This window comes from Streptomyces sp. NPDC050164, from assembly GCF_044459945.1.
Classification (GTDB): Bacteria; Actinomycetota; Actinomycetes; order Streptomycetales; family Streptomycetaceae; genus Streptomyces; species Streptomyces coeruleorubidus_A.
Window position 1 is genome coordinate 65113 of record NZ_JBITJK010000037.1, and the last position, 24936, is coordinate 90048.

The 24936-nt window shown below is 68.7% G+C and carries 25 protein-coding genes, 4 pseudogenes and 1 other annotated feature; of the genes and pseudogenes, 16 read left to right on the forward strand and 13 right to left on the reverse strand.

Annotated features, from left to right (window positions below; genetic code table 11):
* Positions 1-39: 39 nt before the first annotated feature.
* The 4 genes from ACIBNA_RS35300 to ACIBNA_RS35315 form a co-directional block, all read right to left on the reverse strand.
* On the reverse strand, positions 40-1458 hold the full coding sequence (locus tag ACIBNA_RS35300; RefSeq protein WP_399169258.1) for an ATP-binding protein: 1419 nt from the start codon (positions 1456-1458) through the stop codon (positions 40-42).
* On the reverse strand, positions 1459-2178 hold the full coding sequence (locus tag ACIBNA_RS35305; RefSeq protein WP_078945695.1) for a response regulator transcription factor: 720 nt from the start codon (positions 2176-2178) through the stop codon (positions 1459-1461).
* A gap of 117 nt (positions 2179-2295) precedes the next feature.
* Positions 2296-3372, reverse strand: coding sequence for an LLM class flavin-dependent oxidoreductase (locus ACIBNA_RS35310; RefSeq protein ID WP_399169260.1), 1077 nt, complete (start codon positions 3370-3372; stop codon positions 2296-2298).
* 48 nt (positions 3373-3420) lie between these two features.
* A complete protein-coding gene (locus tag ACIBNA_RS35315) occupies positions 3421-3558 on the reverse strand; it encodes a hypothetical protein (protein ID WP_399169261.1) in 138 nt (45 codons plus the stop codon).
* A 260-nt stretch (positions 3559-3818) separates the two neighbouring features.
* Here ACIBNA_RS35315 and ACIBNA_RS35320 point away from each other — a divergent pair, with 260 nt between their 5' ends.
* On the forward strand, positions 3819-4154 hold the full coding sequence (locus ACIBNA_RS35320) for a YnfA family protein (protein WP_399169262.1): 336 nt from the start codon (positions 3819-3821) through the stop codon (positions 4152-4154).
* 21 nt (positions 4155-4175) lie between these two features.
* Here ACIBNA_RS35320 and ACIBNA_RS35325 read toward each other — a convergent pair whose 3' ends face one another.
* Positions 4176-4610, reverse strand: a complete 435-nt coding sequence (locus ACIBNA_RS35325; RefSeq protein ID WP_399169263.1) for an ester cyclase — start codon at positions 4608-4610, stop codon at positions 4176-4178.
* A gap of 115 nt (positions 4611-4725) precedes the next feature.
* On the opposite strand from ACIBNA_RS35325, the gene ACIBNA_RS35330 reads away from it, so the two are divergent.
* Positions 4726-5502: an SDR family NAD(P)-dependent oxidoreductase gene (locus ACIBNA_RS35330; protein ID WP_399169264.1), complete on the forward strand. Its 777-nt coding sequence runs from the start codon at positions 4726-4728 to the stop codon at positions 5500-5502.
* Positions 5502-5666 carry a hypothetical protein gene (locus tag ACIBNA_RS35335; protein ID WP_399169265.1) on the forward strand — a complete coding sequence of 55 codons (165 nt, stop codon included), beginning with the start codon at positions 5502-5504 and terminating at the stop codon, positions 5664-5666. The genes ACIBNA_RS35330 and ACIBNA_RS35335 overlap by 1 nt, the downstream gene beginning before the upstream one ends.
* A gap of 27 nt (positions 5667-5693) precedes the next feature.
* Here the strand turns inward: ACIBNA_RS35335 and ACIBNA_RS35340 are convergent, their stop codons facing one another.
* Positions 5694-6887, reverse strand: coding sequence for an RtcB family protein (locus tag ACIBNA_RS35340; RefSeq protein WP_399169266.1), 1194 nt, complete (start codon positions 6885-6887; stop codon positions 5694-5696).
* 171 nt (positions 6888-7058) lie between these two features.
* Here ACIBNA_RS35340 and ACIBNA_RS35345 point away from each other — a divergent pair, with 171 nt between their 5' ends.
* The 9 genes and pseudogenes from ACIBNA_RS35345 to ACIBNA_RS35385 all read left to right on the forward strand — a co-directional run bounded on the left by ACIBNA_RS35345 (position 7059) and on the right by ACIBNA_RS35385 (position 16621).
* Complete coding sequence (locus ACIBNA_RS35345) at positions 7059-7892, forward strand: DUF3558 domain-containing protein (protein ID WP_399169268.1); 834 nt, start codon at positions 7059-7061, stop codon at positions 7890-7892.
* A gap of 118 nt (positions 7893-8010) precedes the next feature.
* Positions 8011-8889, forward strand: a complete 879-nt coding sequence (locus ACIBNA_RS35350; RefSeq protein ID WP_399169269.1) for a DUF3558 family protein — start codon at positions 8011-8013, stop codon at positions 8887-8889.
* Between the two features lie 88 nt (positions 8890-8977).
* Positions 8978-9142: pseudogene (locus ACIBNA_RS35355) on the forward strand (DUF2637 domain-containing protein); the annotation flags it as partial.
* 61 nt (positions 9143-9203) lie between these two features.
* Positions 9204-10652: an integrase gene (locus ACIBNA_RS35360; protein WP_399169270.1), complete on the forward strand. Its 1449-nt coding sequence runs from the start codon at positions 9204-9206 to the stop codon at positions 10650-10652.
* 77 nt (positions 10653-10729) lie between these two features.
* A complete protein-coding gene (locus ACIBNA_RS35365) occupies positions 10730-11593 on the forward strand; it encodes a hypothetical protein (RefSeq protein WP_399169271.1) in 864 nt (287 codons plus the stop codon).
* Entirely contained in the window at positions 11590-12525 is a 936-nt protein-coding gene (locus tag ACIBNA_RS35370; protein WP_399169272.1) for a hypothetical protein, read from the forward strand. Before ACIBNA_RS35365 ends, ACIBNA_RS35370 begins: the two co-directional genes overlap by 4 nt.
* Positions 12522-14690: a hypothetical protein gene (locus ACIBNA_RS35375; RefSeq protein ID WP_399169273.1), complete on the forward strand. Its 2169-nt coding sequence runs from the start codon at positions 12522-12524 to the stop codon at positions 14688-14690. Before ACIBNA_RS35370 ends, ACIBNA_RS35375 begins: the two co-directional genes overlap by 4 nt.
* Positions 14687-15121: a hypothetical protein gene (locus ACIBNA_RS35380; protein ID WP_399169274.1), complete on the forward strand. Its 435-nt coding sequence runs from the start codon at positions 14687-14689 to the stop codon at positions 15119-15121. Before ACIBNA_RS35375 ends, ACIBNA_RS35380 begins: the two co-directional genes overlap by 4 nt.
* 252 nt (positions 15122-15373) lie before the next feature.
* Positions 15374-16621 (forward strand): annotated as a pseudogene (locus ACIBNA_RS35385) (IS701 family transposase).
* 213 nt (positions 16622-16834) lie between these two features.
* Here ACIBNA_RS35385 and ACIBNA_RS35390 read toward each other — a convergent pair.
* A pseudogene (locus ACIBNA_RS35390) lies at positions 16835-17128 on the reverse strand (IS701 family transposase); the annotation flags it as partial.
* A gap of 136 nt (positions 17129-17264) precedes the next feature.
* On the opposite strand from ACIBNA_RS35390, the pseudogene ACIBNA_RS35395 reads away from it, so the two are divergent.
* Positions 17265-18511, forward strand: a pseudogene (locus ACIBNA_RS35395) (IS3 family transposase).
* Positions 17553-17681 (forward strand) — a sequence feature (AL1L pseudoknot). It overlaps the preceding pseudogene by 129 nt.
* On the opposite strand, the gene ACIBNA_RS35400 reads toward ACIBNA_RS35395, so the two are convergent.
* The 6 genes from ACIBNA_RS35400 to ACIBNA_RS35425 form a co-directional block, all read right to left on the reverse strand.
* Positions 18491-19387 carry an IS701 family transposase gene (locus ACIBNA_RS35400; protein ID WP_399169275.1) on the reverse strand — a complete coding sequence of 299 codons (897 nt, stop codon included), beginning with the start codon at positions 19385-19387 and terminating at the stop codon, positions 18491-18493. The pseudogene ACIBNA_RS35395 and the gene ACIBNA_RS35400 sit on opposite strands and share 21 nt — an antisense overlap.
* Positions 19388-19496: 109 nt before the next feature.
* Complete coding sequence (locus tag ACIBNA_RS35405) at positions 19497-19775, reverse strand: DDE-type integrase/transposase/recombinase (protein ID WP_399169276.1); 279 nt, start codon at positions 19773-19775, stop codon at positions 19497-19499.
* Positions 19691-20101: an IS3 family transposase gene (locus ACIBNA_RS35410; protein ID WP_399169277.1), complete on the reverse strand. Its 411-nt coding sequence runs from the start codon at positions 20099-20101 to the stop codon at positions 19691-19693. Before ACIBNA_RS35410 ends, ACIBNA_RS35405 begins: the two co-directional genes overlap by 85 nt.
* Positions 20102-20170: 69 nt before the next feature.
* Complete coding sequence (locus tag ACIBNA_RS35415) at positions 20171-20488, reverse strand: transposase (protein ID WP_399169278.1); 318 nt, start codon at positions 20486-20488, stop codon at positions 20171-20173.
* Positions 20489-20539: 51 nt separating this feature from the next.
* Entirely contained in the window at positions 20540-20827 is a 288-nt protein-coding gene (locus tag ACIBNA_RS35420; protein WP_399169279.1) for a hypothetical protein, read from the reverse strand.
* Positions 20828-20924: 97 nt separating this feature from the next.
* Positions 20925-22409: a phytoene desaturase family protein gene (locus tag ACIBNA_RS35425; RefSeq protein WP_399169280.1), complete on the reverse strand. Its 1485-nt coding sequence runs from the start codon at positions 22407-22409 to the stop codon at positions 20925-20927.
* 447 nt (positions 22410-22856) lie between these two features.
* On the opposite strand from ACIBNA_RS35425, the gene ACIBNA_RS35430 reads away from it, so the two are divergent.
* From ACIBNA_RS35430 to ACIBNA_RS35440, 3 genes are read left to right on the forward strand one after another with little or no spacing between them, the layout of a single operon-like run.
* Positions 22857-23210: a hypothetical protein gene (locus tag ACIBNA_RS35430; protein ID WP_399169281.1), complete on the forward strand. Its 354-nt coding sequence runs from the start codon at positions 22857-22859 to the stop codon at positions 23208-23210.
* 26 nt (positions 23211-23236) lie between these two features.
* Entirely contained in the window at positions 23237-23866 is a 630-nt protein-coding gene (locus ACIBNA_RS35435; protein WP_399169282.1) for a DUF5819 family protein, read from the forward strand.
* Positions 23863-24888, forward strand: coding sequence for an HTTM domain-containing protein (locus ACIBNA_RS35440; protein WP_399169284.1), 1026 nt, complete (start codon positions 23863-23865; stop codon positions 24886-24888). Before ACIBNA_RS35435 ends, ACIBNA_RS35440 begins: the two co-directional genes overlap by 4 nt.
* Positions 24889-24936 lie beyond the last annotated feature (48 nt).

The following is a 24936-nucleotide window of genomic DNA, read 5'->3' on the forward strand; positions in this document are numbered from 1 at the left end:
CCCCGAGCCCAACGGCCGCGCCTCACGCGGTGGCGGGTATCAGTCGAGCCCCCCGCCCACCGTGAACCCGATCACCGCCCCGCCCCCGTCCCGCCGGAACGCGAACGGCGCTCCCCCGTGCGCGAGGGCCACCTCCCGGACGATGGACAGGCCCAGCCCGGAGCCCGGCTGGGAGCGGGCGTCGGCGGCGCGGTAGAAGCGGTCGAAGACGCGGTCGAGGTCCTTGTCGGCTATGCCGGGGCCGCGGTCGAGGACCTCGACGCGGATCGTGCCCGGCCGGGCGGGCCCGGCGACGACGATCTCGATGGGGGCCGTGCCGCCCTGGTCGAACTTCACCGCGTTCTCGACGAGGTTGGACAGCGCCCGGGTCAGCATCCCGGGCCGCCCGTCGGTGGTGGTGTCGCCGCTCGCGCGGAGCAGGATCCGCCGGCCGCTGCGGCGCCGGGCGAGGGCCGCCACCTCCTCCGCGATGTCGGCGAGGTCGACCCGCTGCGGCGGCTCGGTGTCGGACTGCCCGGCCGCGAGGTCGACGAGCTCGTTGACCAGGTCGGTCAGCTCGCGGGCCTCCTGGCCCAGGTCGGCGACCAGTTCCTCGCGGGTCTCGGGCGGGAGTTCGTCGATGCGGCGGAGCAGGGAGATGTTCGTGCGCAGGGAGGTCAGCGGCGTACGGAGCTCGTGGCCCGCGTCCTGCACCAGTCGGCGCTGGTCCTCCTCGGACTGGGCGAGCCGCCCCAGCATGCGGTCGAAGGCCCGGCCGAGCCGACCCACCTCGTCGTGCCCGGCGACGGGCACCTGGATGCCGAGCCGGCGGGTGCGGGCGACGTCCTCGGCGGCGTCGGTGAGGACGACCAGGCGGCGCGTGATCCGCCGGGCCAGCCACCAGCCGAACAGGCCGGCGGCGATCACGACGGCGGCCATCAGCAGGAGCGTCCGCCGCTGGAGCGCCCGCAGCAGGTCCTCGACGTCGCTGAACTCCTGCGCGACCTGCACCGCGCCCCGGCCGCCGCCGAGGGAGACGGTCGCGACGCGGTAGACGTCGTCGCCCACGTCGACGTCCTTGTGCTGGACCACCCGCCCGGACGCGGCCGCCGCCGCGATCCGCACATCGGCACCGGTGACCGGCAGCCCCGGACTGCCCCGGTCGACGACATGCCCGTCCGAGCCGAGCACCTGCACATCCGTCCGGGCGGGCCGGACCAGGTCGTGGCCCGGCGCGGCGGACGAGAAGTCACCGGGCGTCATGCGGTTCTCCCGCACCTCGTCGCGCAGGTCCTGCACGACCTCGGCGAACACGGTCTGCTGGTCCACCCGCACCAGCCGGGCCGCCGCGCTGTACGACAGGATGCCGACCAGCATCGTCACGGCCGCCGTCACCGCCGCGAACGACACCGCGAACGTGGTGCGCAGCGAGACCAGCTTCGGCCGCCGCCCGCTGAAGCGCCGGCCGAGGCGGCCCACTCAGTCCTCCCGCAGCACGTAACCCACGCCACGCACCGTGTGGATCAGCTGCGGCGCGTCCGGCTCGTCGAGCTTGCGGCGCAGGTAGCCGACGTAGACGGCGAGGTTCTTCGAGCCGGGGCCGAAGTCGTACCCCCAGATGCGGTCGTAGATCGTCGAGTGGTCGAGGACGATGCCCGCGTTGCGGACCAGCAGTTCCAGCAGTTCGAACTCGGTGCGGGTCAGCTCCAGCTCGCGGGCGCCGCGCCAGGCGCGGCGCGCCTGCGGGTCCATGCGGATGCCGGCCGCCTCGATGAACCGCTCGGGGACGGGCCTCGGCGCCTCGGCCACGGGTGCGCCGCCGACGCCCACCGGGCTGGTGCGGCGCAGCAGGGCGCGCAGCCGGGCGAAGACCTCCTCCACGTCGAAGGGCTTCACCACGTAGTCGTCGGCGCCCGCGTCCAGGCCGGCGATCCGGTCGGCGGTCTCCACGAGGGCCGTCAGCATCAGGATCGGCGTCCGGTCGCCCTCGGCGCGCAGCACGCGGCACACCTGGAGCCCGTCGATGCCGGGCATCATCACGTCCAGGACGAGGACGTCCGGACGGTTGCGGTGGGCCTGCGCCAGTGCCTCGACACCGTCGGCGACCGCCATGACCTGGTAACCCTCCAGGGTCAGGGCACGCTCCAGGGCGTTGCGGATGGCGCGGTCGTCTTCGGCGAGCAGCACTGTTTGGGACACGCGTCCAGTGTGCCCCGCCGCCGGGGTTCCGGGACCGGACGAGCTGCCCCGGAGCGTCCTTCTTACTGCCCTCTCACCAGCGGTCACGCAACCACAGGCCGGGTGCCTACCCTCTTCTCACCCTCGGGCCCCGGCGAGCCGGGCCGCGTGCGTCGGGGCGTCCGGCACGTCCGCCGGGCGGCCCACGGCGAACTCCTTGCGCAGCACCGGCACGACCTCCTCGCCCAGCAGGTCGATCTGCTCCAGCACGGTCTTCAGCGGCAGCCCGGCGTGGTCGACCAGGAACAGCTGGCGCTGGTAGTCGCCGGCGTAACTGCGGAAGGCCAGCGTCTTCTCGATGACCTGCTGCGGGGAGCCCACGGTCAGCGGCGTCTGCGCCATGAAGTCCTCCAGCGACGGCCCGTGCCCGTACACCGGCGCGACGTCGAAGTACGGCCGGAATTCACGCACGGCGTCCTGCGAGTTCTGCCGCATGAACACATGCCCGCCGAGCCCGACGATCGCCTGCTCGGGCGTGCCGTGCCCGTGGTGCGCGTACCGCGTCCGGTACAGCTCGACCATGCGCTTGGTGTGGTCGGCCGGCCAGAAGATGTTGTTGTGGAAGAAACCGTCGCCGTAGTACGCGGCCTGCTCGGCGATCTCCGGCGAGCGGATCGACCCGTGCCAGACGAACGGCGGTACGCCGTCCAGCGGGCGGGGCGTGGCGGTGAAGCCCTGCAGCGGCGTGCGGAAGTTCCCCTCCCAGTCGACGGACTCCTCGCGCCACAGCCGGTGCAGGAGGGCGTAGTTCTCGATCGCGAGCGGGATGCCCTGGCGGATGTCCTGTCCGAACCAGGGGTAGACGGGGGCGGTGTTGCCGCGCCCCAGCATCAGATCCACCCGGCCGTCGGCCAGGTGCTGGAGCATCGCGAAGTCCTCGGCGATCTTCACCGGGTCGTTGGTGGTGATGAGGGTGGTGGCCGTGGAGAGGATCAGCCGCTCGGTGCGGGCGGCGATGTGGCCGAGCATGGTGGTCGGGGACGAGGGCACGAACGGCGGGTTGTGGTGCTCGCCGGTGGCGAAGACGTCGAGGCCGGCTTCCTCGGCCTTCAGCGCGATGGCGACCATGGCCTTGATGCGCTCGCGTTCGGTGGGCGTCCGGCCGGTGGTCGGGTCGGGCGTGACGTCGCCGACGCTGAAGATCCCGAACTGCATGGTCGCTCATCCTCCAGGTTGTTAACCCTTCAACCATAGCTCCGGGTGTCAGAAGTGGTGCGGGTCCCCGGTGTCCAGGACGAGCACCCGCTGCCGGTCGTTGCGCCGGTCGCGGTCCACCGCCCCGCCGCCCCATACCGTGTCGAGCTCCAGCACCACCTCCGGCGGCGCCCCCGCCGGCCGCACCGCAGAGCGACCTCCCCCACGCCGTCCGCCGCCAGCGCCCCCGTCCGGCACAGCACCACCTGCCGCCCCGACCGCGCACGTGGTAGGCGAGATCGGCCTCGGGGCCTGACCGGCCGACGGCAGGAGCTCGGGAGGCCGGAGCCCCGGAGGCCGGAGCCCCGGAGGCCGGCGCGGCCTCCCACGCGGAGCACCCCACAGGCGCCGTCCCTCAGGTGGCACCGCACCCCTTGCGTCCCACCTGGGCGTGCGAAGCTGCCCGCATGCAGATCCTGCGTTCCGCCACCCTCTTCGTCCTCGCCGCCCTGCTGGAGATCGGCGGCGCGTGGCTGGTCTGGCAGGGCGTGCGCGAGAACAAGGGCTGGCTGTGGGCGGCCGGCGGCGTCCTCGCCCTCGGCGCCTACGGTTTCGTCGCGACGTTGCAGCCCGACGCCCACTTCGGCCGCGTCCTCGCCGCGTACGGCGGGATCTTCGTCGCCGGTTCGATCCTGTGGGGCGTGATCGCGGACGGCTACCGCCCGGACCGCTGGGACATCACGGGCGCACTGATCTGCCTCGCGGGCATGGCAGTGATCATGTACGCCCCACGAGGAAACTGACCGGCCTCCCGGGCCGAGGGCTCAGGACGGCTCGTCGGGCAGCAGCCCAAGCTGCCCCAGGAAGTCCATCTCGTCGAAGTACAGGCGGTAGTCGACGATCCGGCCGTCCTTCACGGTGGCGATGTCCACCCCGCGGATCCTGATCTCCTTCTGGGTCGGCGGGAGCGTCTCACCATTGGGCAGTTGCAGCGGCCCGGTGTTCCGTCCGCTGAAGATCCCTTCGTCGATGGCGGTGTCGCCGACTTCGTAGGTGTGCAACGGCTGGAACGTCGCCTCGGGGATCGCCTCCGTCATCGTCCGCCAGTACTCGACGATGTTGTCGCGTCCGTGCAGCTCGCCCTCGTCGGGGGTGAAGGCGACCGCGTCCTCGGCGTACAGCTCGCTGATGACGTTCGGATCGGCGTGCGTGGTGACCGCGTCCGTGAGCCGGTCCATGACCTGACGTGCTTCTCCCATGACCAACCTCCAGAGGAACAGGAGGATCACCCGTCCCCATTCTCCCACCGTGAGGGCCACCTATCCTGGCCGGAGACTCGCACCGCCGCCCGTCCACCACGCCCGAGGAGCTCCCATGGCCACCGCCGCCCCGTCCGCCGCCTCCCGCATCGCCATCGTCACCGGTGCGAGCAGCGGAATCGGCGCCGCCACGGCCCGGCAGCTCGCCGCCGCGGGCTACCGCGTCGTCCTCACAGCCCGCCGCAAGGACCGCATAGAGGCGCTCGCGGAGGAGATCACCAAGGCGGGCCACCAGGCCACGGCGTACGCCCTCGACATCACCGACCGCGCGGCGGTCGACGAGTTCGCCACGGCCTTCAAGACGATCGGCGTGCTGGTCAACAACGCGGGCGGCGCACTCGGCGCCGACCCGGTGGCGACCGGTGACCCGGCCGACTGGCGCCAGATGTACGAGACGAACGTCATCGGCACGCTCAACCTCACCCAGGCCCTGCTGCCCAAGCTGGTCGCGAGCGGCGACGGCACGGTCGTGGTCGTCTCCTCCACCGCCGGCCACGGCACCTACGAGGGCGGCGGGGGCTACGTCGCCGCCAAGCACGGCGCGCACGTCCTCGCCGAGACCCTGCGCCTGGAGATCGTCGGCCAGCCGGTCCGCGTCATCGAGATCGCCCCCGGCATGGTCAAGACGGACGAGTTCGCCCTGACCCGCTTCGGCGGCGACGAGGACAAGGCGGCCAAGGTCTACGAGGGCGTCGCCGAACCCCTCACCGCCGACGACGTCGCCGACACCATCACCTGGGCGATCACCCGCCCCAGCCACGTCAACGTCGACCTCCTGGTCCTGCGCCCCCGCGCCCAGGCCTCCAACACGAAGGTCCACCGCGACCTGTGATGCCGGACGCCGAAGGCGATCAGGAACGGGAACGGGAACAACGCCGCCTCGCCCAGGAGACGAAGAACGAACGCCACATGTGGTGGTGGCTCGCCTACTTCCTCTTCGGCATCCACATCGTGGCGTTCGTCATGATCTACGCGGTGATGCACGCCCCGAAGTGAAAGGGCAGCCCCTCACCCGAGGGCGGCTCAGCCCTTCACGCACACGACCTGCTTCAGCTTCGCCACGACCTCCACCAGGTCCCGCTGCTGGTCGATGACCTGCTCGATCGGCTTGTAGGCGCCGGGGATCTCGTCCACGACACCGGAGTCCTTGCGGCACTCCACGCCCCGGGTCTGCTCCTCCAGGTCCTTCGTCGAGAACCGGCGCTTGGCCGCGTTGCGGCTCATGCGCCGGCCCGCGCCATGCGAGGCGGAATTGAAGGACTTGTCGTTCCCGAGGCCCTTCACGATGTACGAACCCGTGCCCATGGAGCCGGGGATGATCCCGTACTCGCCGGAGCCGGCCCGGATCGCGCCCTTGCGGGTCACGAGCAGGTCCATCCCGTCGTAGCGCTCCTCGGCCACGTAGTTGTGGTGCGCGCTGATCTCCGGCTCGAAGGTCGGCTTCGCCTTCTTGAACTCCTTGCGGATCACGTCCTTCAGGAGTGCCATCATGATCGAGCGGTTGTACTTCGCGTACTCCTGCGCCCAGAACAGGTCGTTGCGGTACGCCGCCATCTGCGGGGTGTCCGCGACGAAGACGGCGAGGTCGCGGTCGACCAGGCCCTGGTTGTGCGGGAGCTTCTGGGCCACGCCGATGTGATGCTCGGCCAGTTCCTTGCCGATGTTGCGAGAACCGGAGTGGAGCATCAGCCAGACAGAACCGGTTGTATCCGTGCAGATCTCGACAAAGTGGTTGCCCCCGCCGAGCGTTCCCATCTGCTTGGTGGCACGTTCCGCACGGAACTTGACCGCCTCCGCAACCCCGTCGAACCGCCCCCAGAAGTCGTCCCACCCGGCCGTGGCCAGCCCATGGAACCGCCCCGGGTCGACGGGATCGTCATGCATCCCGCGCCCCACCGGAATCACCTGCTCGACCCGCGACCGCAGCCGGGACAGATCCCCGGGCAGGTCGTTCGCCGTCAGGGACGTCTTCACCGCCGACATTCCGCAGCCGATGTCGACGCCCACCGCCGCCGGGCACACCGCACCCTGCATGGCGATGACCGAGCCGACCGTCGCGCCCTTGCCGTAGTGCACGTCGGGCATGACGGCGAGGCCCTTGATCCAGGGCAGCGTGGCGACGTTCTGGAGCTGCTGGAGTGCGGAGCCCTCGACCGCGGCCGGGTCGGTCCACATCCGGATCGGTACTTTCGCACCAGGTATCTCTACATACGACATAGCGTCCTCAATCCCCCGTAAGCGAACAGAAGTCCTCAACAGCAAATACCGGAGCCAAGGTCTACGAAAGGGAATCCGGACCGGCGTCCACGGCAGTGCGTGCGATACACATTGTGTTCACCGGCCGCCCCGCGGCGGCAAGTCAATATCCGCGTCGAGAGGAGCCACCACGTGCAACGGAAGGCGTACGCACCCGGCATCGCCGCGCTCCTCGCGGCCCTGCTGGCCGGCTGCACCGGCGGTTCCGGCGACGGCGGCCCGACGGACGACTCCAACCAGGGCGGCACGGGCACGGCCTCGGCCGCCGCCGAGCCGGGCCGGTACCGCACGCTGCCCGAGCCCTGCGGCGCCGTCGGCCACAGCTCCCTCGACGAACTCCTGCCCGGTATCCGCCAGATCACCGACGGGGAGCAGCGCGAGAAGGCGTACGAGGGCGAGGCGACGGTCACGTACGACACCGACCGCAAGGTCGGCTGCCAGTGGAAGGTCGACTCACAGCAAGCCACCGACCACCTGCTCGTCGACTTCGAACGGGTCGTCTCCTACGACAGCGCGGTCAGCGACGACAGCCAGGCCGAGCAGCTCTTCGCGGAGAAGGAGGCGGCGGCCCACCTGCCCGAGCCGACCGCCACCGAGTCGACCGCCACCGAGTCGCCGGCCGCCGGCAACACCCCGGCCGGCGGTTCCTCCACCGCCCCGAGCGGCTCCCCGTCCCCGTCCGGCACCTCGTCCCCCTCGGCGTCCGCCTCCGCCGCCCCGACCGATCTCCAGCCCCGTGTCCTGGAGGACGTCGGCGATGAGGCCTTCCTCGACGACGAGCTGAGCAGCTCCGGTTCGACGGCCAAGCAGCGGACGGTGACTGTGGCATTCCGCACGTCGAACGTCATCGTGACCATCGAGTACGCCGAGCAGCCGGCCACCGTCGGCGTCGTCCCGGACAGCAAGGAAATGCAGGACAGGGCCCGGAAACTGGCCTCGCGGCTGGCCGACTCGCTGAGCGACTGAGCCCCCTTCACGCGCCCTTCACGCGCACGCGCAAAGCACCCGAAGGAAGAACACACAGCGGCCTCACCGCGTACCGTGACCACTCGGACCCGTTCCGACCGCAGGAACCACGAGCGTCATGAGTGAAGGAACCATGCAGCGACGAGCACAGCGAGACCGAGACCAGCGAGCGAAGCGACTCAACCGCGTCCTTGTCTGCGCGGCCGCCGTCCCCGTGATGCTGGTCGCCGCCGGCTGCTCCTCGGACTCCGGCTCCGGCGACAGCACGGACAAGGCCGCGAAGGCCGCCGCCTCGGCGTCCGCGAGCCCGTCGCCGACCGTGCAGGCGGCGGCGTACGGCAAGCTTCCGGAGCCCTGCAAGGCTCTGTCGAAGAAGACGCTGGAAAACCTCGTCCCGGAGGGCAAGTCCGGCAAGGAGGGCAAGTCGGACGACATCTCGACCCGCGGCAACTGCTCCTGGAACAGCCTCGACAACAACGGCGTCAAGGGCTCGCAGTTCCGCTGGCTGAACGTGTCGATGCTGCGCTTCGAGTCGGACGTCAGCCGCGGCCCGGCCGACAAGCTGGCCCAGAAGTACTTCGAGAAGCAGGTCCAGGACGCCCAGGCCGTGGAGGGTGCCAAGAGCGCCAAGTCGGAGCCGGTGCCCGGGACGGGCGACGAGGCGACGGCCGTGCGCTACGAGCTGAAGAAGAAGGAAGGCACCTTCAAGCAGCAGACGGTCGTGGCACGCGTCGAGAACGTCGTCGTCACCCTCGACTACAACGGCGCCGGCCTGGCGGGCGACAAGAGCCCGAGCGCCGACGACCTGATGAAGGACGCGAAGAAGGCCGCCAAGGAGGCGGTGGCGGCGGTGTCCGAGGCGAACGGCGCGGGCGGCGCCAAGGCGAGCGGCGCCCCGTCCAAGTCCCCGTCCGGCTCCCCCTCGAAGTCGGCGTCCAAGGCCCCCTCGGACGACGCATCGAAGTCGCCGTCCAAGAAGCCCGTTTCGAAGAGCTGAACAAGCCCGACGGGAACCGGCCACCCGTCCTCCGCACACATGTGCCACCCTGTTGCGCGCAACAACACGCAAGGGGAGGGGAGCACGGGTGGCCGCGCCACTTCAGCTGACTCGGATGCACCGCGTTCTCATCGGTGTGGTCGTGGCCGGCGCCGTGATCATCGCCGGCATCGGCTTCGCCGGTTCGTACGCGGCCGTCCGCGAATTGGCCCTCAAGAAGGGCTTCGGGAACTTCTCCTACGTCTTCCCCATCGTTCTGTAGCCAGTGACCTGTTGCTCGGTATGGCGTTATGCCGTGCGTGAGCACGGTGGGAATGAGCAGCGGGCGCTGGCATGCGTACCGGTACGACCTGAAGAAGGGGACGCGGGTTCCGCTCCCGGAGGCGTGCACCCGGTACGCGGCCGATCTCGTCGCCTGGGTCGTGGCCTCGGGCGGCGCGCATGGGCAGTGGTTTCTGATCGGTCCTGATGGCCGCCCTGATCTTCGGGTGAACGCGTTCTTCTCCTCGGCGAAGATGCGGGGCCGCGCGGTGCGGACGAACCGGGACTACGCGTACTCGGTGTGTTTGTGGTTGAACTTCCTGTTGTCGCTGGATCGCGGCTGGTGGGAGGCGACTGAGGATGACGCGCGGGAGTTTCAGTTCTGGCGGGTGACGGATCCGCGGAACCCGCAGCGGGTGCAGCGCAGCTCGTTCTACCGGGATGCCGCAGGGCTGAAGACGTTCTACCGGTGGGTGGGCGGCCGATTCCACGTGGTCAACCCCTTCGAGGAGTTGGAGAACAGCCGTGGCCGCAAGCAGGAGGACGTGAAGTGGCTGGACCCGGACGGCTATGCGCGGTGGCGGGATCTGGGGCTGCGCGGGCTGGATCTGGACGGTCGCGAGGATGCCGCGTGGGGCGGCCGTAACCAGCAGCGGGACGGTGTGTTCGCCGACGGCCTGTACGGCACCGGGCTGCGGTTGTCGGAGTGGGCGAGCGTGGTGCTGCCGGAGCTCCCGGAGGAGACTCGAGGCCGGGGCTATTACACGTGTGTGCTGGCGGACGCGTGCGCGAAGGGCGGCTACGGGCACACGTACTGGATGCCCCGTGCGGTGCTCTCGGACGTGCTGTCGTACGTGGAGGGATCCCGGGCGCGGGCGGTGCGGCGCGCGCAGATGGCGGGCCGCTACGAGCGGGTGCCTGAGCGCCAGGTCGCGGTCGGCGTGGAGGGACGTCGCACGGTGACGCTGGAGACTGAGGACGGCGAGCGGAAGACGACGGCGTGGAACGATCTGGATCCCACGGCCCGCAAGCTGCTGTTCCGGCCTACGCGGCAGGGGCTTGAGCCGCTGGCTCTGTGGCTGAACGAGGACGGGCTGCCCAGGGACGGGCACGGGTGGCATCACACGTTCGAGACCGCGAACCAGCGGATCGCCGCGCTGGGCCTTGAGGACTTCAGGTGTACGCCGCACATGCTGCGGCACTCGCTGGCGCTGAAGTGGTACGCGGTCGCCAAGCTGGTGCAAGCGCGGCAGCTGGGGCACCTGTCCCAGGAGGAGACTCGGGATTTCCGCGAGCAATTCGGTGACCACTGGCATCTGGTGCAGACGATGCTGGGGCACCGGCGGGTGGAGACGACCAAGAACGTCTATCTGGAGCCGTTTCGCAATCTTGAGGTGGAGCTGCTGCTGCGGCACGCCGACGGATTCCCAGTGGAGCGGTTCATGGCGGATGTCTTCGCCGGTCATCCTCGGGTGCGTACGGATCCGCTGGCGGTGCGGTGAGCCGCCGGGGGCGTCAGGCCACGCTACCTCAGGCTGGGGCGGAGCGGGCCTGGGGTCTGTGCCAGTCCGGTGACTCGTTGACGGTCCGCTGTTTCGACGAGGCGACCGGTACGTCCAAGGACTACGACTTCTCGCGACTTGGAGTGTCGCGAGAGCTCAAGGAGATGCTGGCCAGGGCGTTCGCCTCGCGGACGGCGCCGGGCGGTGGGCTGACCTCGCTCGACGCCATGAATTTGGCGTATCGGGCGGTGGTCCAGCTGGCCGAGCACGTGGCCACCTTGGTGTGGCGTCCGGTCCTGCCGGAGCACCTGATGCCCGAGCACCTGGACGGGGTCTTGGAGAGCCGGAGCGGCTTCGTCTCGGCGGCGCGCGATCTGGAGCACGTCAAGCTGCTGCTGGCCCACGCGGAGGGCCTCAGCGAGGCGATGCGCGGAAAGCTGGGCGAGCAAGGGCCGCGCCGGGCCGAGGGGCACCGCAAGGAGAGCCTGAGCCGGGCGGAGTGGAAGCGGGTCGCGGAGGCGGCCCGGGCTGATCTGCGCGCTGCGTCCACCCGGATTCGCGGTAACCGGGAGAGCCTGCGGGCCTGGCGGGCCGGGGAACTTCCCGACGGCGATCTCGTCGTACAGCGGCGCATGGAGCTGCTGGAGAGCGTGGACCGGGCGGGGGATGTGCCACGTGCGTGGGCCGAGTGCCACGGGCGGGAGGCGCCGCTGCCGTGGGTGAAGCGGTACGGCGAGGTGGCGGATGTCGTGTCATGGCTGCACCTCTCGCAGCGTGAGGCTCTGGCGGGCGCGGTGCTGATGGGGGTGCTCACGGGTGAGAACCGAGCGTGGTCCTGTCGATGCCGGCGGCGCATCATCGTGCAGACGGTTACGTCGGAGACGTCAGTACGGCGATCGTGGCGGGGCGCAAACCGCGTCGGGACCGTCATCAGCACATGAGCCTGGTCCTCTCCCAGGTGCCCGACTGGATCAGCATCCCGGACGATCCGCAGAGCGTGTCGACACGCGACGAACTGCACACCGCGTTCGGCCTTTACGCCCTCCTGCATGAACTGACAGCCAGATCACGGGAGTTGAGCGCCTCGCAGCGCCTGTTGGTGCGACAGGCGCAGGGCAGTCCCGGCCGTCCGCAGCTGTCGGAAAGGTTCTCGGCCGACATGGTCCGGCCCTGGGCCCACGCTCACGGGCTGGTGGCGGACAAGAAGGACGCGGAAGGAAGGCCGGTGCCGCTGCGGGTCACGCTGGGCATCATCCGGCTGACCCACGTGGAACTGCACCAACGACCGGTGGCGCATTCGGAACGGACACTGGCGACCACATATCTGGCCCGCAACCGAGGCAATCTCGCCGAGTACCAGAAGGTGGTGGCCGACGCCCTCGCGACGGAGGTGGCCAAGGCGAAGGTGCACGGTGTGATGGCCACCTTCACCGAGAACGACCTGCGGCGGGCGCAGGAGGAGCCGGAAGAGGTCGCCGCGATGTGCGGCGTGGACGTGGCCACGCTGAAGCGGATGATCGACGGCGAACTCGACACCGTGATGAACGCCTGCGCGGACAACACCGGAGGACATCATGCGCCGGCAGGGCAGCCGTGCCGGGCGTCGTTCATGCAGTGCCTGGACTGCCCGTGTGCTCGGGCACTCCCCCGCCATCTGCCCATCCAGGTCCTGGTGCACGACCGGATCGCCGAGCGGCGCGCACAGTTGCCCGCGCTGCAGTGGGCCCAGCGGTTCGCCGCCCCGCACGCCCAGCTCGCCGATCTGCTCTCTCGGCACTCCAAGACGGCCCTCGACGACGCGCGGGCCGCCGTCACCGACGCCGACCGGGCCCTGGTGACCCGATTCCTCGACAGGGAGCTCGACCTTCGATGATGAGCCGATCCGCCATCGCGCTGGTCCGGGGCGGCGTGCCGGACGGTCTTCCTGAGAGCTCGGAGTGGCCCGCACCGAACACGCTGGTGCTGCTACGCCGAGAGGTGCGGCCGGGCACGGACCCTGCGGCGCTCTCAAAGTTCGCCGATGACCGGTGGCATCTGACGTCGGCCATCTTCGAGGACTACACCAAGACCGTAAGTCTGAACTTCGCCCCTGTCCCGGCCTCTTGGCGGCTGGAGGTGAAGCACTACGTGTGGCAGCTGCTGAATCTTCCCGAGACCCGCAGCATGCGCCATGCTCGCGGGGAACGGCTGGCCCCGCTCTCCATCGCCCATCTGTTTCCCAACCTCAAGGCATTCGTACGGTGGCTCAACCGCCACCAGCTGACGTCCTTCGCGCAGGTCACCACGGCCCATCTGGACCGCTACCTCGCCGATCTCCAGGACGCGCACATCGGGCTGGACCGCAAGTACCGACGCGTGGGCGAGGTACGGCGTCTGTGGGCCCACCGCGAGGTGTTCCCGACCTGCTTGCGCCTCCCTGCGGCCCCGCCGTGGAACGGCGAGGACCCCCGCGACCTGTTCCAGCAGGTCCGCCAGGACCTGGAGAACCGCACCCCGCGCATCTACGAACGGACGATGCAGGCGCTGCTGCTGTGGGCTCTGCGGTTCGTCGAGGACTTCGCAGCGGACATCCTGTCCGCGCACGCCGAGCACACCCGCTTGCACGGACGAAGCCCGGAACTCCTCAACCGCCCACGCCACCAGCGGGATCGGGGCGGCTGCCGCCCAGGTCAGCTGCGCCGGGAGGTGACCACGTACCTCGACAAGCTGCGCTCCCAGGGAGGTCGTCTGCCCGGGCACACTGCCAAGGACGGACGGGTGCAGATCGACTGGCGGCACATCGAGCGGCTCTTCGCCAGCTCCAGCGGAACCAGATACACCGACACCGGACGCCTGATCGCCGAATCAGGCGTGCCGATCAGCCCCGGCATCCCCCTGGACACCCCCATCACCGGGCTCCTCGACGGAACCCCGTGGCGTGCGACCCCCGTCGACTATCACGAAGCGCCCCAGCTGGCACGGCTGTTGAGCACGGCGTGTTTCATCGTCATCGCCTACCTATCCGGCGCCCGCCCCGGGGAAGTGCTCTCCCTGCGCCGCGACTGCCTGCGCAAGGACCCCGATACCGGACAGTGGCTGATGCGCGGGCGCTACTACAAGGGCGCCGTGGACGCCGACGGCAACAAGCTCCCCCAGGGTGAGGAGCGGGCCGACCCGTGGGTGGTGGTGGCCCCGGTGGCCACAGCCGTCGAAGTCCTTCAGCGGCTGCACGCCAGCGAGCTGCTCTTCCCCACGTACATCGAAAACTACCGCCGTTCCACCACCCGTCTGGGCACGGCACGGGACGTCCAGACCGCGGCCGAGGACATCACCGACTTCACCCGGTGGATCAACGCGTACTGCGCCCATGGCGACCGCGCCGACGCCATCCCCGAAGACCGGCACGGCAACCTCGCCCCGTCCCGCTTCCGCCGCACCCTGGCCTGGTTCATCCGCCGCCGCCCGCGCGGCCTGGTCGCCGCAGCCATCCAGTACGGCCATGTCCACGTCCAGATGTTGCAGGGCTACGCGGGCTCTTACGCGTCCGGATTCCCCGACGAATACGCCTTCGAGGACTGGCTGTACCGGATGGAGACCGCAGCCGAGGACCAACGCGCCCTGGCCGCCGGCGAGCACGTGAGCGGCCCTGCCGCCGACGCCTACCACCACCGCGTGACAGCAGCCCACCGCACGTTCGCCGGACGCGTCCTGACCAGCGCCGGCCAGTCCCGTGATCTGCTCGGCAACCCCCTGCTGCAGATCCACCACGGCCGCGGCATGACCTGCGTCCTCAACCCGGCCACCGCCGCCTGCCAGCTGCGCGGCACCGCCGACGATCCCCTGGTCACCCCCGACATCGACGACTGCCGGCCCAACTGCCGCTGCCTCGCCCGCACCGACCGCGACATCGCCCACATCGAACAGCAGGTGGCCAAACTCGAAGAGACCGTCTCCGACCCCCTCGCCCCGCCCATCCGTCACGCACGCGACCAGCACGAACTCGCCCGTCTGCAAGCAATCCTTGACACTCACCACGAGGGCAGGAAACCGACCCGATGACGGACTCCCCCACCACCGCGCCCGAGACCGACCCGGTCCGAAAAGCCATCCTGGCCGCCATGGACCGAATGCTCTCCGGCTCCCCCGAGCGCTCCACCGGCCGCCTCAGCGTCTCCCAACTCGCCATCGAAGCCGATGTCAGACGCTGGCAGTTGACCCACCGGCACACCGACCTGCGCGACCTCTTCCAGGCCCGCGTCCGCCAGGCGGAGGACTCCCGCGGCTCACACCAGAAGACGGTCGAGGAACGGGACGACCTGCGTCGACGGCATACGGAACTGCAGCGCTACTGCTCGGAGCTTGAGGAGCGAGTCCAGACGTACGCCGCCGTGATCAACCTGATGGCGCTGGAGTACGAGGCGCTGACCGAGCAGAACGCGGAATCAGCACGCGTGCTGCCCCTGCCATCCCGGCGGACGCCTAGCACCTGAGCTCGGCGGTCCGGGCGTCGAAACGGCTACCCGTGGAGGAGCACTATGGCGAGAGGACAGGCGTTCGAGACGTACCAGGCGCATACCGTCTTAGTACTCCAGTCTGACTTCGCGATCTTGCTGCGGACCCGGCTGGGAACGGGTACGGCCACCGCGTGATTATCGGGGGTTGTGTGGACACCTGAAGATCGTGCGGTGGCCCCGGGCCATAGCGTAGACCCTGTCCGTTGGCGGGCGATGTTCGACCAGGTCATGGCCCGGATCGCGGGACGGTTCGGTCGAGTTGAGCCACGAGCGACCGCCCGCGCCTATCTGCTCGGGCTGCTGTCGAGTGTCGAGCGGAAGAACTGCTGGCAGCTGGCCGAGCAGGCCGGACTCGCCCGGCCCGGGCCGATGCAGCGCCTGCTGCGCTACGCCCGCTGGGACGCCGATGCCGTCCGCGACGACCTGCGTGCCTACGCCGCCGACCATCTCGGCACCGACGGCGCGGTACTCATCGTGGACGAGACCGGCTTCGTGAAGAAGGGGCACGCCTCGGCAGGCGTGCAACGGCAGTACACCGGCACCGCAGGACGCATCGAGAACTCCCAGGTCGGCGTATTCCTCGCCCTGGCCACCGAACGGGGGCGGGCCCTGATCGACCGCCGGCTCTACCTGCCCAGGCACTCCTGGTGCACCGACCCCGAGCGCCGCCACGAGGCCGGGATACCCGAGGCAGCGGAGTTCGCGACCAAGCCCCGCCTGGCCGGGGAGATGATTGCCGCCGCGCTGGAGTCGGCATCACCGCCTCCTGGGTGACCGGCGACGAAGCCTACGGCCAGGACCCCCATCTGCGGCCCGAACCGGAGGCACGCGGCATCGGCTACGTGCTGGCCGTCGCCTGCTCCGCCCGGGTCCGGAGCAACCGAGGCCGCACCGTCATCCGCGCCGACGTCCTCGCACACCGCCTGCCCGCCACGGCATAGCAACGGCACAGTGCTGGAAGAGGTGCAAAGGGCCAGCGCTATTACGACTGGGCTTGGGTCCACGTCGGCAGCGGCAGCCACCGCCATCTGCTAATCCGCCGCAACCGCACCACCGGCGAACTCGCCTTCTACATCTGCTGGTCACCCACCGCGGTGACACTGGCCGAACTGGTCCGCGTCGCCGGCATCCGCTGGAGCGTCGACGAGTGCTTCCAGGCAGCCAAGAGCCACGTCGGCCTCGACCACTACCAGGTCAGGCACTGGACCTCATGGCACCGGCACATCACCCTTGCCATGCTCCCCCTGGCCTTCCTGAGCGCCGTCGCCGCCAGCACGGCCCCCGACCGGCACCCCCCCCCCGGCCCACGGCAGCGACCCGATCTCCTTGACCGTCCCGGAGATCCGCCACCTCCTTGCCGCCGTACTCAACCCACCGGCCATGACCGCAGCCAGACTGCTGTACTGGTCCACCTGGCGCAGACGCCACCAGGCAACAGCCCGCCGCAGCCACTACCGACGGCGATCCCTCGACTAACCTGTTGGATAGATCACGAAACCGGACTGGAGTATTAGTACTCCAGCCGGACTTCTGTATTTGGCCTGGTCAACGGCGGCGATGGGGAGTGTAGTGGGGGTTGGACATGCGCGGGGCGGTCTTGGGCCGGCCGTCCCACCAACGTGTGTCCGCGCCGCATGTAATGACAGCGTCGGGCACGTGCCTGGTGACGACGCCTCCATCGGGACCAGTTCACCGCGTGGTCGCGGCGTGCAGGATGGCGGCGGGGTTGAGCTGCCAGCAGACGACAGATCTCGGCTGGTGTGAGGTCCACGAGGTCGGGTGTGTCGGCCTCGACACCCCTTTTTCGCGCTCCTGCACGGCCATCGCCGCAAGGAACGCGTGGGCGAGCATGGCCAGGGTGATGTGCCGGTACCAGCCGACGTAGCGGCGGACCTCATACTGGTCCAGGCCGCACTCGTTCTTCGCGCTCTGGAAGCACTCCTCGATCTTCCAGCGGCATCCGGCGACTCGGACCAGGTCGGCGACGGTGGCCTCCAGCGGAGCGTAGGCAAGGTAGTAGGCGGTCTCGTCGGGCGTGCTGATACTGCGGCGGGCCAGCATCCACCGCTGCCGGGTTGAACCGCCCCGGGTTTGATGGAGACATCGAAGACCCGGAAGGATGCCGATCGTGGCTGCTCCCCGTAAGTACCCCGACGAACTGCGCGAGCGTGCGACGCGGTTGGTGATCGAGGCGCGTAAGGACCCCCGCCGACCGTGCCGGTGCAATCAAGCGCATCGCCGACCAGCTCGACGTGCATCCCGAGGCCCTGCGCGGCTAGGTCAAGCGGGCCGAGACCGACGAGGGCACCGTGTCCGGCACCACCAGCACCGATGCTGCACGGATCGCTGAGCTCGAGCGGGAGGTGAAGGAACTGCGGCGGGCGAACGCGATATTGAAGTCCGCATCGGCTTTCTTCGCCGCGGAGCTGGACCGTCCACTGCGATGAAGGTCGCCTACATCGACCAGTACAAGGAGATGTTCGGCGTCCAGCCGATCTGCGACGTCCTCGCCTTGACGGACGCGCCGATCGCGCCGAGCACTTACTACGCTGCCCGCACCCGCCCGCCCTCGGCCCGCAGCCTGCGCGACGAGCACCTCACCAAGCAGATTCGCCGGATCCACGAGGCCAACTACGGTTCTATGGGGCCCGCAAGGTGCGCGCCGCCCTGGTCCGCGAGGGGCACGAGGTGGCCCGCTGCACGGTCGAGCGCCTGATGCGCGCGGCCGGACTGCGCGGCGTGATCCGGGCCAAGAGCCCGCGCACCACCCGCCCCGCGCCCGAGACGGCACGCCCGGCTGATCTGGTCGAGCGGGAGTTCACCGCGGGTGCGCCGAACCAGCTGTGGGTGGCCGACATCACCTACATCAGAATCTTCTCCGGCTGGGTCTACGCCGCCTTCGTCATCGACGTCTTCTCCCGCATGATCGTCGGCTGGCAGGTCGCCACCTCCCTCTACACCGACCTCGCCCTGGACGCCCTGGAGATGGCCATCTGGCGGCGCCGGCACGCCGGCGGCGACCTGACCGGGCTGATACACCACTCCGACCGCGGCGTTCAATACCGTGCCATCCGCTACACCGAGCGCCTGGAACAGCAGGACGCCGTGGCCTCAGTGGGTTCCAAGGGCGACTCGTACGACAACGCCCTGGCCGAGGCGTTCAACAGCCTGTTCAAGGCCGAGTTGATCCGCAACAAGGGACCGTGGACCGGCATCAGCGACATCGAGATCGCGGTCGCCGAGTACGTCGACTGGTTCAACCAGCGCCGCCTCCACGGCGAACTCGGCCACGTCACCCCCGCCGAACACGAGGCCGCGCACTACCTCGCGGCCGAACCTCCTGCGTCACTCCAGAAATCCAGCTAACTCAGTCTCCACGAAACCCGGGGCTTGACAGGTCGGCTCGTCCCCGTCGGACTCGTCCACGGCGGGCAGACGGGCAGCGGCCCAGTCGTAGAACCGTTCACCCTTGGCCCCCGACCTCGCCGACAGACGCTGCCACGCCTCGGGCGGGGCCTGGGCGATGAGATGGTCGATGCGCGGGCCGTTCACCTGCTGCGACTTTGGGACGGCAACAACGTAGGAGAGCTGCGCGTCTTCCAGGAAGCTCCGGAAGTGCGAGTCCTGCCTGTAGGCGGAATCCGCGGTGACCCAGGCGATGGGGAGCGGGGAGGCCAGGGCACGAAGGATCATGTCTCGGGCCAGCTCGCCCTTGGTGGCGAAGGTGCGCTCGTCGGGGATGCGGGCCGCTTGGCACCGTTCCCGGTCGCCTGTCCAGGACTTGGGCAGGTAGAGCTCGCGGTCGACCAGAGCGTGGCCGCGGGTGGTGGCGTAGGCGGCGAAGACGCCGATCTGACAATTTTCTGTCCGTCCGGCTGTGCCGGAATATTGGCGCTGCACCCCTGCGGAGGTGGTGCCTTTCTTCACGAAGCCGGTGTCGTCGAGGATCAACACGCCATTGGGCTGGCCGAGTTGTTCGGCCAGGTAGGCCTGCAGGTCGTCGCGCAGGCCGTCGGGGTCCCACCGGCTGTGGGAGAGCAGGTGCTGCAGGCCGTGTGGGGTGGCGTGGCTGGCGTACTCGGCGAGCTGCCAGCTGTTCTTTCGGCCTACCGGGCCGAGCAGTCCGCGGACGTAGTCCCGCATCCGACGCCGGACCTCCACCCGGCAAAAGCGGGCTCCGGTCTGCAGGAAGAGTTCTTCGAGTTCCAGGTCCCAGTCGTTCGTCGGTACATCATGGATCACGACAACGGACTGCTCGTCGCGCTGTCATTACATGCGGTGCGGCCACACGTTGGTGGGACGGCCGGCCCAAGACCGCCCCGCGCATGCCCAACCCCCGCTACACTCCCCATCACCGCCGTTGACCAGGCCAAATACAGAAGTCCGGCTGGAGTACTAGCTTGTCCCGGAATTGGCCCAAGGTGTACTCCGATCCGCGGTCGGTGTGGATGATGCAGCCGTCCTCCAGGTAGCCCAGGCCGGCGGCCATGTACAGGGCATCGACGACCAGTTCGGCGCGGTGGTGGTCGGCCATCGAGTAGCCGATCACCTCACGGGTCGCCAGATCGAGCCAGATCGCCAGGTACAGCCAGCCCTCGGCGGTGGGGACGTAGGTGATGTCGCCGACCACGCGCAGGCCCGGGCGGGAGCGGAGAAGTCCCGCCCGATCAGGTCCGGAGCGGGGGCGGCCTTGCGGTCGGCGCGGGTGAGGCTGCGACGCTCGGTGCGGCGGCTGTGACCGGCGATGCGGTCTTCGCGCATGAGCCGCTCGACGCGCTTGCGGTTCACCAGGTGGCCCCAGCGGTGCAGTTCGGCGGTGACGCGCGGAACGCCGTACGTCTTCTTCGACGCGACGTGAATGAGGGTGATCTCGTGGACCAGGGCGAGGTCCTCGCGCTCGCGCACCTCGCGGGCCTGCTCTCCCGCCTCCCAGGCGTAGTACGAGGAGCGTGCCACGCCGAGGACGGCACAGCAGAACGACGGTGAAGTGAGCCTTCTCCGCGCGGATCAACCGGTATATCTCGCTCACCGGTCGCTCTCCTTCGCGAAGAAGGCCGTCGATTTTTTCAGAATCTCGATCATCTTGGCCTGGTCGGCGGCGAGCTTGCGCAGTCGCTTGAGCTCTTCCTGCTCGGCCGCGTCCAGCCCGTTACCGGCGGCCACGGACACTCCCGCGGCGGCCTGCCCGGCACCGTTCGCCTTCTTCACCCAGCCCCGCAGGCTCTCCGAGCTGATGCCGAGTTCCCGGGCGACCTCGGTCACCGTCCGGCCGGAGGAGGCCACGAGCGTGATGGCGTCCCGCTTGAACTCCTCGGAGTACCGCTTCGTGTACTTGCTTCCCACCTGGCACTACTTCCTCTGGGCTCACACGTCCCAGTCTCCAGGTGTCCACGATCAAGTGGAATCTTCATTCTCCGAGCCGGGACGCCGCGAGGTGACGCGTCGGCGCGCCACCAGAGTGGTACCGGCTATCACAAGGCCGACCGCTACGATCTTCGCAGCCTGGTAGACCAAAGGGGCGTTCGGGCCCGAGCGGCCCAGGAAGGCCCACAGCAAGAGACCGAGCCCGAGGACCATCAGGACGAAGCCGCCGATAGGGCCGCCGAGGCCCGCCCACCAGGACTGGGGCTGCGTCTCCAACTCGCGCTCCATGCTCGGCTCTTCACGCTCATCAGCTGTCATGTCGCGAACATTAACAAGCTCCTGGTCCGTGGTCGCGGTCAACCCCTGAGGCCGCCAGGGGCTGGCGTCGGTAGCCGCACGAGGGTGTGTTCTTCCTTCACTTCCCTCCCTGGACGAGTGCGTCGCTCTCGCCAGGGGCCAGGCTCGGCGCCGTACTGATGCCGAACTCCCGCCTCAGCGCCGAGCCGGCGGCCAGGTAACCGGACATTCCGTGGACGCCGGGCCCTGGCGGTGTGGATGCGGAGCACAGGTACACGCCTCGGAGCGGCGTGCGATAGGGATCCACGCGGGGAGCCGGACGGAGGATGCTTTGCCTCAGCGTCACAGCACCGCCGTTGATGTCACCGCCGACGTAATTGGGGTTGTAGGCCTCGTAGTCGCTGGCCCTGATGCCGCGGCTGGCGATGATCGTGTCACTGAAGCCGGGCGCGTAGTGCTCGATGCACGCCTGCACCATGGGCACAGGGTCGAGGGAGCTCCCGTTCGGCACATGGGCATAGGCCCACACCGGCCGCTTTCCGTCGTGGGCCCGTGTGGGGTCGGCGACGGCGGGGTCGACCACCAGGACGAAGGGATCTGGTACGGCGACACCCGCCGCGGTGAGAGATTCCCGCTGCTCTATCTGTGCCCGCGTTCCGCCGAGGTGCACGGTGCCCGCCAGACCGACCTCAGAATGGCGCCAGGGGATGGGGGCGTTGACGAGGAAGTCCACCTTGGCGGCCCCCGGACCGTGGCGGAAGCGGGAGAGGTGGCGAGCGTACCGGGCGGGGAGCAGCTCACCGGCGGCTTGCAGCAGGCCTTTCGGGGCGGTGTCGAAGAGCACCACCTTCGATCCCTGCAGCTGCCTCAGATCATCGATCTTCTGTCCGGTGTGGAATGTGCCGCCGTGGGCGGCGATGTCTGCGGCCAGTGCCTCGGCGACGCGGCTGCTGCCGCCTTCTGGAAGCGGCCAGCCACTGCCGTGGGCGAGATGCCCCAGCAGGAGTGCGATGGCGCCTGAAGCCAGGCTCGGCAGTCGTCCCACGGCATGGGCCGCGACGCCGGTCAGCAGGGCCCTGCCCCCTTCTGTCGTCAGAGTGCGCCGTCCGAGCCGAGTGCCGTGCGTGAGAGCGCGCGTGGCGAACCCGACCGCCCCGAACAGGTCCCGCGGAAGGGCGCGTTGCGAGGAGAGGACGAGATCGACCACGGCGGAACTCCGGGCCAGCAGGGGGGTCATCATGCGCCGCCAGGGTTCGCCGTCCGCCCCCAGCCGCGCACAGGTCGCCTCCAAGTCGCGGTAGGCCAGGGCCGCCGCGCCGTCGGGCAGAGGGTGCGCGTAGCTGACCGCGGGTTGCCGGAAGCGAACCCCGCGCGAGGCCAGATCGAACTCCCGGAAGAACCGTGACGCGACCGCCATGGGATGAACGGCCGCACACACGTCGTGCGTGACGTCATCGTCGAACAACACCGCGCTGCGCAGCCCCCCGCCGATCTGGTGGTGGGCCTCAAAGAGTTCCACCTGCAATCCGGCGCGGGCCATGACCACTGCGGCCGCCAGCCCGTTCGGGCCCGTCCCCACGATCGCGACATCCGCCTTCCCCATCGCTTACTCCTCTCCGTAGCAGGCGGTCCGCCGTAATTACCACCGAACGTCACGCCTAACCTCAAATCACCCATACCTGACAGGAAATCAACGAAAAGCAACAGACTGCTCCGGGCCTGGAGGTCAATGATCTGTTGATGTCCGCCTAGATCCTCCATGATTCATGGAGGATCTGTGCAAGTGATGTCTTGAAAACGACGGTTGTGAAAGCTTGATGACCATGGTTAAGGTCTTCGACAGGAGCGAACGCAACCAGAGGTCATGACATCCTGTTCGTCGTTTGACTTTGTTCGCTTCCAATGCAGCTGCACCTGCGCAGCTGGCTTCAGCCCTGGACGCGGGGGAACTGCCCCGAACGATCCTCCGTGGCGTCCTCATCCAGAGGAATGTCGGTGAGACCGGGCATCCGTGAGGGCTGAAGGCGACCAGTACATGAAATGGGGAACTATGCAGAAGCGAACTGTCGGAGCCGTCATCGGCGCCGCCGTCACGGGTACCTGCCTTGCACTGACCATGCAGGGCTCGGCCCAGGCCACGCCCGCCGTGCCCGTGGCGGAGCAGATGACCACCGTCAGCAAGGGTGACGACAAGGCGCCGCAGGCTGCGCGCGCCGTGGGTAAGGCAGCCGCTAAGGCAGCCACCCGGGCAGCCGCCCGGGCGACCGTGCACGCCAAGGTCGGCGCCCGCTCCGTGGCCAATGCTGCGGGTGCGCTGACGGACAACCTGGGCCTCGGCAGCCTGTTCAGCGAGCCGGCGAACATCTCCGGCGAGGTCTCCGACTCGACCGCTTTCGATAGGTGACAGCGCATCGTCGCGTCCAGAGGGCGGTGCTGCTTGCCGGTGCCGCCCTCCTGGGTGCCCACTTCTCCGTAGCGGCCTTCTCTCAGACGCCGCTGAGTCCTGCCAAAGTGCAGATGGCACCGTTCCTCAATGACTACCTCCAGCCGTACTTCGCGCAGAACTGGATGCTCTTTGCCCCGGACCCGGTGATGGTCGATCAGGGGATCATCGCAAGAGGCCGGTGCAGTGACGGTGAGGTCACGAAGTACCACGACGTGACGGGCCCATCGATCCAGCGGGTCCAGGACGGCAGGTTCTTTCCCTCGCGCATGACCCGCGTGGTCAGCAACGGCATCCAGCAGTACAACTCGACCGACGACCTCCTGAGGCGCCTCCGCGAGCAGAAGGAAAAGAAGGAGGCCGAGAAGCCGGGAGAGAACCCCATTCCGCTGATGTCGCACGAGAAGCACACACGCGATCAAGCGGTGAACTATCTGTCACGGTACGCGCTGACGCAACTGGCTCAGGCCTGCGAGGACGGCCGTGGTCTCCAGGCGGTGCAGGTCCGGATGTACGCACGCTCCCTCCCTCCTTGGTCACAGAGGAAGAACCCCGACGCCCGCGACAAGGTCGACGCCTACGACTTTCCATGGAAGAAAGCCGCTGATCTGCAGTGAGTCTCTTGAACAAGCTCGACGCATGGGCCAGCCGCCCTGTCGCCGTCCTGGGTGTGTCAGGAACCCGCGCGTTACTCGGGTTCGTCGGCCTCATGTTCTACGTCAGTCAGTACGGAGACCGGTACTACCTGTTCGGCCCCGGAAACGACACGCTGCTTCCTCACCACATATTCCTCGACGAACTGAGGGATTCGGGAGCCTTCAGCATCTACGCGTGGAGCACTTCGTCGATCATGTTCGAGGTGGTCTATCACCTCGGAGTGATCGCTGCACTGGCTGTCACTCTGGGCATCGGAGGCCGTCCCGTCCTGGCGGTGCACGGCATATTCCTGTGGTCGCTCTATCAGCGGCAGTCAGCTCTGATGGATGGCGGCGACAATCTCATGCACCTTGTCATCCCGATGTTGCTGCTCACACGCTGCTACGACTATTTCTCCCTGCGGTCCCCGCTCGGGGAACGCGTGACGCGGCGCATACCCGAGGCTGTTCGAGCAGCCGGCGCGCCCCTGCACAATCTGGGCGTGACCGCGATCGCCGTGCAGATGTGCCTGGTCTACATGGTCAGTGGTCTGTACAAGGTGCAGGGGCAGTCCTGGCAGGACGGAACCGCGCTCTTCTACATCATGCGCGTTCCTGAGTTTGAGTTTCCCGGGGTCTCGGAACTCGTATACAACAACGATGTGCTGGTGTACATCGGCACTTATGCAACGGTCATCTTTCTCGTCTACTTCCCCATGGGAGTCCTGGTACCGGCGCTGCGCCCATGGGCAGCCGCCGCTTCCATCGGTTTCCATATCTCCATCGCCTTTTTCATGGGGCTCACCGGATTCGCATTGACGATGATCGCCTGTGACCTCGTATTCCTTTCACCCGAACTGTCCCGCGCCCTCGGGGTAGCACGAAAGCTGGGCGCGCGCGGAAAGGAACTGGGCACGCGCAGCAAGGAGAGGGCCGTGGCAGAGGGGACCGGTGGTGCGCCGACGCAGAACCGTGAACCGGTAGCGGCCGCGTCCGCCGAGTGAAAGGACCCCTGTGCGACATCCTCCCACCTGTGTTATCGGCAGTCACCT

Bases quoted from the DNA above. Each gene is read 5' to 3' on its own strand.
- ACIBNA_RS35310 (WP_399169260.1), bottom strand. From the start codon at position 3,372: ATGCAGTTCGGGATCTTCAGCGTCGGCGACGTCACGCCCGACCCGACC.
- ACIBNA_RS35320 (WP_399169262.1), top strand. From the start codon at position 3,819: ATGCAGATCCTGCGTTCCGCCACCCTCTTCGTCCTCGCCGCCCTGCTG.
- ACIBNA_RS35325 (WP_399169263.1), bottom strand. From the start codon at position 4,610: ATGGGAGAAGCACGTCAGGTCATGGACCGGCTCACGGACGCGGTCACC.
- ACIBNA_RS35330 (WP_399169264.1), top strand. From the start codon at position 4,726: ATGGCCACCGCCGCCCCGTCCGCCGCCTCCCGCATCGCCATCGTCACC.
- ACIBNA_RS35335 (WP_399169265.1), top strand. From the start codon at position 5,502: ATGCCGGACGCCGAAGGCGATCAGGAACGGGAACGGGAACAACGCCGC.
- ACIBNA_RS35340 (WP_399169266.1), bottom strand. From the start codon at position 6,887: ATGTCGTATGTAGAGATACCTGGTGCGAAAGTACCGATCCGGATGTGG.
- ACIBNA_RS35350 (WP_399169269.1), top strand. From the start codon at position 8,011: ATGAGTGAAGGAACCATGCAGCGACGAGCACAGCGAGACCGAGACCAG.
- ACIBNA_RS35360 (WP_399169270.1), top strand. From the start codon at position 9,204: ATGAGCAGCGGGCGCTGGCATGCGTACCGGTACGACCTGAAGAAGGGG.
- ACIBNA_RS35370 (WP_399169272.1), top strand. From the start codon at position 11,590: ATGAGCCTGGTCCTCTCCCAGGTGCCCGACTGGATCAGCATCCCGGAC.
- ACIBNA_RS35375 (WP_399169273.1), top strand. From the start codon at position 12,522: ATGATGAGCCGATCCGCCATCGCGCTGGTCCGGGGCGGCGTGCCGGAC.
- ACIBNA_RS35380 (WP_399169274.1), top strand. From the start codon at position 14,687: ATGACGGACTCCCCCACCACCGCGCCCGAGACCGACCCGGTCCGAAAA.
- ACIBNA_RS35420 (WP_399169279.1), bottom strand. From the start codon at position 20,827: ATGACAGCTGATGAGCGTGAAGAGCCGAGCATGGAGCGCGAGTTGGAG.
- ACIBNA_RS35425 (WP_399169280.1), bottom strand. From the start codon at position 22,409: ATGGGGAAGGCGGATGTCGCGATCGTGGGGACGGGCCCGAACGGGCTG.
- ACIBNA_RS35430 (WP_399169281.1), top strand. From the start codon at position 22,857: ATGCAGAAGCGAACTGTCGGAGCCGTCATCGGCGCCGCCGTCACGGGT.